Source organism: Buchnera aphidicola (Lipaphis pseudobrassicae), from assembly GCF_005081185.1.
Lineage (GTDB): Bacteria > Pseudomonadota > Gammaproteobacteria > Enterobacterales > Enterobacteriaceae > Buchnera > Buchnera aphidicola_AD.
In genome coordinates, this window is sequence record NZ_CP034870.1 from 374,893 (window position 1) to 381,388 (window position 6,496).

Consider the following 6,496-nt stretch of genomic DNA (forward strand, 5'->3'; position numbering starts at 1 on the left):
ATCATGGAAAATTCAATATATAACTCAATGATTGCTGCTAATCAATTATTAAATAAACAAAATATTATTGCTAATAATTTAGCAAATATTTCTACTACAGGTTTCAAAGAAACATTTAATTATATTTTACAAAACAACAGTGTAAACAATTGGTATAATACATATAATAAAATTGAAAAAGAATACTATAACCTTTCTCCAGGAAGTTTAAATTATACAGCAAGAAATTTAGATTTATTTGTGAAAAACGATGGATGGTTAGTAGTTAAAGACCCAAATGGACAAGAGGCATATACGAAAAACGGTCATATTAAAATAAACTCTAAAAGAAAATTAACTATACAAGAAAATGAAGTAATAGGAAATAATTGTAACATTACAATACCTGATAATATGAATTTAAAAATTTTATCTAATGGAGTTATTGCTGCAATAGAAAAGAAAAATAATGAAGTTTTTGAAAAAGAAATAGGACAACTAAAATTAGTACATCTTTCTATGCAAAATCTTATACAAAAACAAAACGGATTATTTTATCTTAATAAATATCATAAATTATTTAATCAATATAATAATATTATTGCTCATAATCACAATGTACGTATACAATCAGGAGCATTAGAAAATAGTAATGTAAATGCTGCAAAAAATATGATAGAAATGATATCAAATGCTAGACAATTTGAAGCACAAATGAGAATGATATCTACATGTGATAAAAGTTATGAGCATGCTAATCAATTAATTAATATCAATAATTAAAAATAGGATAAAAATATGATTCCTTCATTATGGATTGCTAAAACTGGACTTGATGCGCAGCAAATCAATATGAACGTCATTTCTAATAATTTAGCAAATGTCAGTACTAATGGATTCAAACGTTCTAGAGCAGTTTTTGAAGATTTAATGTACCAAACAATGCGACAAGCAGGAACAAATTCATCAATTGATACAAAATTACCATCAGGATTACAATTAGGAACTGGAGTACGACCAGTATCGACTGAAAGAATTCATAGTCAGGGAAATTTATCAAAAACAGATTCATTAAAAGATGTTGCTATTAATGGACCAGGTTTTTTTCAAGTACAATTACCGGATGGAAATATAGCATATACAAGAGACGGTTCTTTTCAATTAGATCAAAATGGTCAGTTGGTAACTAATAGTGGATTTCCTATTATCCCTCAAATTAATATACCTCCTAATGCTTTGAATATTAACATAGCAAGAGATGGAGTAGTTAGTGTAACACTTCAAGGACAAACACAAACTATATTTCTTGGACAATTAAATTTAATTAATTTTATTAATAATTCTGGATTAGAAAGTTTAGGAGAAAACTTATATCAAGAAACTCAAGCTTCTGGAAATCCAATTGATACTACTCCAGGATTAAATGGTACTGGTTTATTATATCAAGGATACGTTGAAACTTCAAATGTCAATGTTGCTGAAGAATTAGTTAATATGATTCAAACACAAAGAGCATATGAAATAAACAGTAAATCTATTAATACATCAGATCAAATGTTACAAAAATTATCGCAATTATAACAGTATGTTTCTATATCATTTTCTATAAATAGATTGCAATAAAGTTTCAATAAAACTTTATATATTAAACATCTATCGTTAAAGGTGATTTTTTCGTGATAAAGTTGTTTATTTCTAAAATTAAATATTACTTAATTGCTATATTTTTATTATTTGTTCAAAGTTGTGCATCTGTTCAGCATAGACCTTTAGTGGAAGGTGTAACCACTGCTATCGCTCCTAATACTCATCCTAAAATTATAAATGGTTCTTTATTTCAAGACATAATACCTATAAATTATGGATATCAACCATTATTTGAAGATCATCGTCCACATAATGTTGGAGATACTATTACTATAGTACTACAGGAAAATATAAGTGCTAGTAATAGTTCTGCTTCAAATGTTAGTCGAGATGGAAGTACCAACTTAGGAATTGGGATAGCACCAGGTCAATTATATCCGTTAGGTGTAAATTTAAAAAATACACAAGCAGGTTTAAACAGTATAGGAAAAAATGATTTTTCTGGAAAAGGAAGCAATTCAGCTAACAATACATTTAATGGACTTATTACTGTTACCGTTCAGGAAGTTTTACCAAATGGAAATTTAAAAGTGATAGGAGAAAAACAAGTTGCTATTAATGAAGGAATAGAGTACATACGTTTTTCAGGTGTAATAAATCCTAATAATATCAATAAAAACAATTTAGTAGTATCCACTCAGATCGCTGATACTCGTATCGAGTATTTAAGTCATGGACGCATTAATGAAATACAAAAAATGGGATGGCTGCAAAGACTTTTGTTAAAAATTTCTCCGATATAATTATATATAAAATTAAATAACTAAAAAAACATTAAATAATTCTATTTTTTTCTAATTTACATCTCATAAAGAATATTATTTGTTCTTTATGAGAAATATATTAATTATTAAAAAAATGAATAATGAAAATTTTATATAATTATAAAATTTGTCTAATAAGATATTTACATATAATATAACATATTCAAAAAAATGTGCATTTATAAAGGTTTTTTTATGTCTAAAACAATATCATTATTAAAATTTATTATTTTTATTTTCATTATTTCATCTTTCTCTTCTCATGCTGAAAAAATACGTGATTTGACTAGTATACAAGGAATTCGAGACAATCAACTAATTGGATATGGTTTAATAGTAGGTCTAGACGGAACAGGTGACCAATCAATGCAAGTACCTTTTACTAATCAATCATTAAATAATATGTTATCAAAATTAGGTATTGCTATACCTCCAAATCTTAATATGCATTTAAAAAATGTAGCAGCAGTAATGGTCACCGCTAATTTACCACCATTTAGTCATACCGGTGAAAAAATAAACGTGAAAGTTTCATCTATGGGAAACTCGAAAAGTCTTAAAGGAGGTACATTATTAATGACTCCTTTAAAAGGAACCGATAATCAAATTTACGCTATTGCTCAAGGTGATGTTTTAATATCTGAAAAAAACTCTTCTCGAGAAAAAATTAGCTATATTCGTTCAAATCAAGTTAATTCTGGCATAATTAATAATGGTGCAACAATAGAGCGTGAAATAACAACTAATTTTGGAAAAAATAATACAATTAATTTACAATTAAACCAAGAAGATTTTAGTATAGCACAACGTATCAGTGATATAATTAATATTAAATACCCAGATACAGCAACTCCTATTAATTCTAAAACAGTTCAATTAAATACCTCTGCCAATAATGACGTACAAGTACATATGCTTTCTAATATTCAAAATATAGAAATCTCATTACCTTCGCAAGAAGCCAAGATTGTAGTGAGTCCAAGAACTGGTTCTATTGTTATTAATCAATCAGTAAAACTAAGATCATGTATTGTGTCTAATGGTAACATTTCTATTGCACTAAATAACACCACAAATAACAATACAGAGTTAGATTTATTACAAACAAAGAAAAAAAATGAAGAAAAAACACCATCAGAAGACATAATTAATGAAAATTATATAAATTATGTTTCTCCAAGCAAAGATAATTTGAATAAAATAGTTCAATCATTAAATATATTAGGAACTAAACCTGAAGAATTAATATCTATTTTACAACTAATGAAAAATGCTGGTTGTATCAACGCTAAATTGGAAATTGTTTAATGAACAATAACTTAAATATTATAAATCGTAGTGTAAAATTTATTAATGAATTAAAATATCAAGTACATAATGATTCAAAAAAATACTTACGACAAACAGCTATAGAAGTAGAAAGTTTATTTATTCAAATATTACTTAAAAGTATGAGAAATACTTTATCAAAAGACAATTTATTAGATAATAATCAAAGTAATTTATATACAGAGATATACGATCAAAAAATTTCTGAAGAAATGAGTAAAAAAGGAATAGGATTAACTGAGATTATATTGAAACAAATTGAACAAAAAAATATTTAAAAATTCACAATACTTTATAACAAACATAAAAAATTCATAATAAATATAGATAGAGAAAAAATAAGGAAAAGATATGAGTTATATGTTAAATTCTGCGATTTCTGGCATAAATGCAATGAAAATTATGATTGATAAAACTGTTGATAAAATTAATAATCCTCATAAAAATCATCTAGAAAGGCGTATTTTTTTAGAAAATAGTGGTCAAAATTCCAATTTTAATCCTTCAGTCAAAATAAAGGAAATATATGATAATTATAATGATTTTATTACAGAGGAAAAAAGAAAAACTAATGCTCAAGTTCAAAATGAACAAACTAAGATTGAGCAATTGTTAAAATTAGAAAATTTATTATGTGAAAAATCAAACATTTTTAATGAACTAATTGATGAACTAGATGAAGAAGTAAAAAAAGATATTTTTCCTAATCAACAAGATCCGATCAATACTAATATTTCCGAAAAAGCAAAAAAGATAATTTTTGAAATAAAAGACTTTGATAAAAAATTAAATTTTTTAGAACAAGACACAAAAGATTCAGTTCTAAAAAGTATAGAACGAGTTAATTTATTAATTGATAAAATTCATGATGCTACTATAGATATTCGTTACTTTCCTATTGAACAACTACCTAATAGAATTGACAGTTTTATTGATAAGAGAGAAAAATTAGTAGATGAACTAAATGATTTAATTGGAATAAAGGTAGTGAAAGGAAATGATAGTTATAAAATTTATTTGAATAATGGAATCTGTATTATAGATAATAATCACAAACAAAATGTAATACCCATTACATCTAAATCTGATAATAGATATATTAGTATAGGATATATTGATGTAAATACACAAGAAGTAAAAAAAATAGAAAATATGATTCCAAATGGTTCTTTAAAAGCTCTTCTTAAATTTCGAAAAGAAGAACTAACTGATACAAGAAATAAAATTGGACAATTGACAGTTAATTTTTCTGATACTATTAATTCCTACCATATATTAGAATATAACTTCTTTGGTTATCCTAAAAAACAAATTTTTAATATCAGTGATCCAGAAGTTATATCTAGTTCGACAAATCATTCATCTACTATAACTTCTGCAAAATGGATCTCTAAAAAAAATGCTAGAGATACTGATTATATTATATTTTTTAAAAACGATCGTTGGATAGTAACAAGATTATCTGATCATACTATAGTTCGTCCTAATATAAATAGTACAGAAAATAATATATCTCTTGATTTTGATGGAATAGAAGTTTCAATACAAGGAAAAAATAATGATAATGATATCTATATGATAAAACCATATTCTAAAACATTAGAAAAGTTAGAATTATTAGAAGATCCAAATGAAACAATTTCATTAATAAATAATACAAATAATCCAAATAAAAAAAATAGACTTGTTATAGATTATTTTAATAGAAATATTTTATTTAGTGAAAAAGAAACTCTTGATGAATCTTATCAAAAATTTTCTAAATCCATAGCTTATAAATGCAATGCATTAGAAGAAGAACTTCCATTTAAAAAAAATATGATTAGAATACTTGATGATAAAAAGGTATCTATGTCTAATGATATTGAAAGGAATTATCAAAATTTAAATTATGAACAAGAATGTTATCTTGCAAATGTAAAAGTAATACAAATAGCAGAAAGTATTTTTAATGAAATAATTGACTGTTATAGTTAATTTATTAATCACTGTATTAGTACTTATAAAAAATAAAAACTTACTTTAAAAGTAAGTTTTTATTTTTTATAAGTATAAATTTTTAATAGAAAAAATTTTTATTAAAAAATCGATAATAAACTGTTTTTTTTAGTTATAAAAAATATGATAAATATTCATTTAACTTTTGATACAGGTGAATTAGAACAATTTGTTGCAGAATGTGCTCCTGCAGAATTTTTTCTAATAATTTTTGGTTCTAATTGTACAAAGTTAGAATTAATAACTGATTTTTTTTCTTTTAAATATAAATTTTCAGAAATTTTTGTTATAGGAGAACTAGAGTGATTTCTTTTTTTTAAACGAAAAATATTTATCTTTTTAGATATCGATATATTTTCAGAATTTACATTTTTTTGTACATGATGATTATGTTTTAAATATCTTTTAATAGAATGTTTTTTATTTTTAGTTGTAATACTATTAAATTTTTTCAAAGTTTTATGTTGTATTATTTTTTCTGAAGATACTTGGTTATCAAATATTTTATCTTTTTTAAATATAGAAGAAGTACTTTGTTTTTTTTTAAAAAATATATTTTTTTTCTTTTTTATTCCATTTATTATCGAATGTTTAATCCAAACTTTATTAAATGCTAATTCTAATGAACAAACTGAAGATATCATAATTACAGGAGACTTAAACAAAGGATCTTGTGAAATATTTTTTTGTAAATCTTTTTTTCTTAGTTGTTTAAAATTATTTAAGAAACTATAAAACATATAGTTATTAACAATATTGATTGTATTACTATATTTAGT

The 6,496-nt window shown here is 24.1% G+C and carries 6 protein-coding genes and 1 pseudogene; 6 read left to right on the forward strand and 1 reads right to left on the reverse strand.

Annotation, left to right across the window (positions count from 1 at the left end):
* Window positions 1-3: 3 nt before the first annotated feature.
* The 6 genes from flgF (at window position 4) to D9V70_RS01780 (ending at window position 5,696) form a co-directional block, all read left to right on the forward strand.
* Window positions 4-762, forward strand: a complete 759-nt coding sequence (gene flgF, locus D9V70_RS01755) for a flagellar basal-body rod protein FlgF (protein ID WP_158356043.1) — start codon at window positions 4-6, stop codon at window positions 760-762.
* A 15-nt stretch (window positions 763-777) separates the two neighbouring features.
* Complete coding sequence (gene flgG / locus D9V70_RS01760) at window positions 778-1,560, forward strand: flagellar basal-body rod protein FlgG (RefSeq protein ID WP_158356044.1); 783 nt, start codon at window positions 778-780, stop codon at window positions 1,558-1,560.
* A gap of 95 nt (window positions 1,561-1,655) precedes the next feature.
* Window positions 1,656-2,369 (forward strand): flagellar basal body L-ring protein FlgH, encoded by a 714-nt coding sequence (locus D9V70_RS01765; protein WP_158356045.1) that lies wholly within the window; start codon window positions 1,656-1,658, stop codon window positions 2,367-2,369.
* A gap of 216 nt (window positions 2,370-2,585) precedes the next feature.
* Window positions 2,586-3,698, forward strand: a complete 1,113-nt coding sequence (locus tag D9V70_RS01770) for a flagellar basal body P-ring protein FlgI (protein ID WP_158356046.1) — start codon at window positions 2,586-2,588, stop codon at window positions 3,696-3,698.
* Window positions 3,698-3,997, forward strand: coding sequence for a rod-binding protein (locus D9V70_RS01775; RefSeq protein ID WP_158356047.1), 300 nt, complete (start codon window positions 3,698-3,700; stop codon window positions 3,995-3,997). Before D9V70_RS01770 ends, D9V70_RS01775 begins: the two co-directional genes overlap by 1 nt.
* A 73-nt stretch (window positions 3,998-4,070) precedes the next feature.
* Window positions 4,071-5,696, forward strand: coding sequence for a flagellar hook-associated protein FlgK (locus D9V70_RS01780; protein WP_158356048.1), 1,626 nt, complete (start codon window positions 4,071-4,073; stop codon window positions 5,694-5,696).
* 155 nt (window positions 5,697-5,851) lie between these two features.
* Here the strand turns inward: D9V70_RS01780 and D9V70_RS03280 are convergent.
* A pseudogene (locus tag D9V70_RS03280) lies at window positions 5,852-6,496 on the reverse strand (hypothetical protein); the annotation flags it as partial.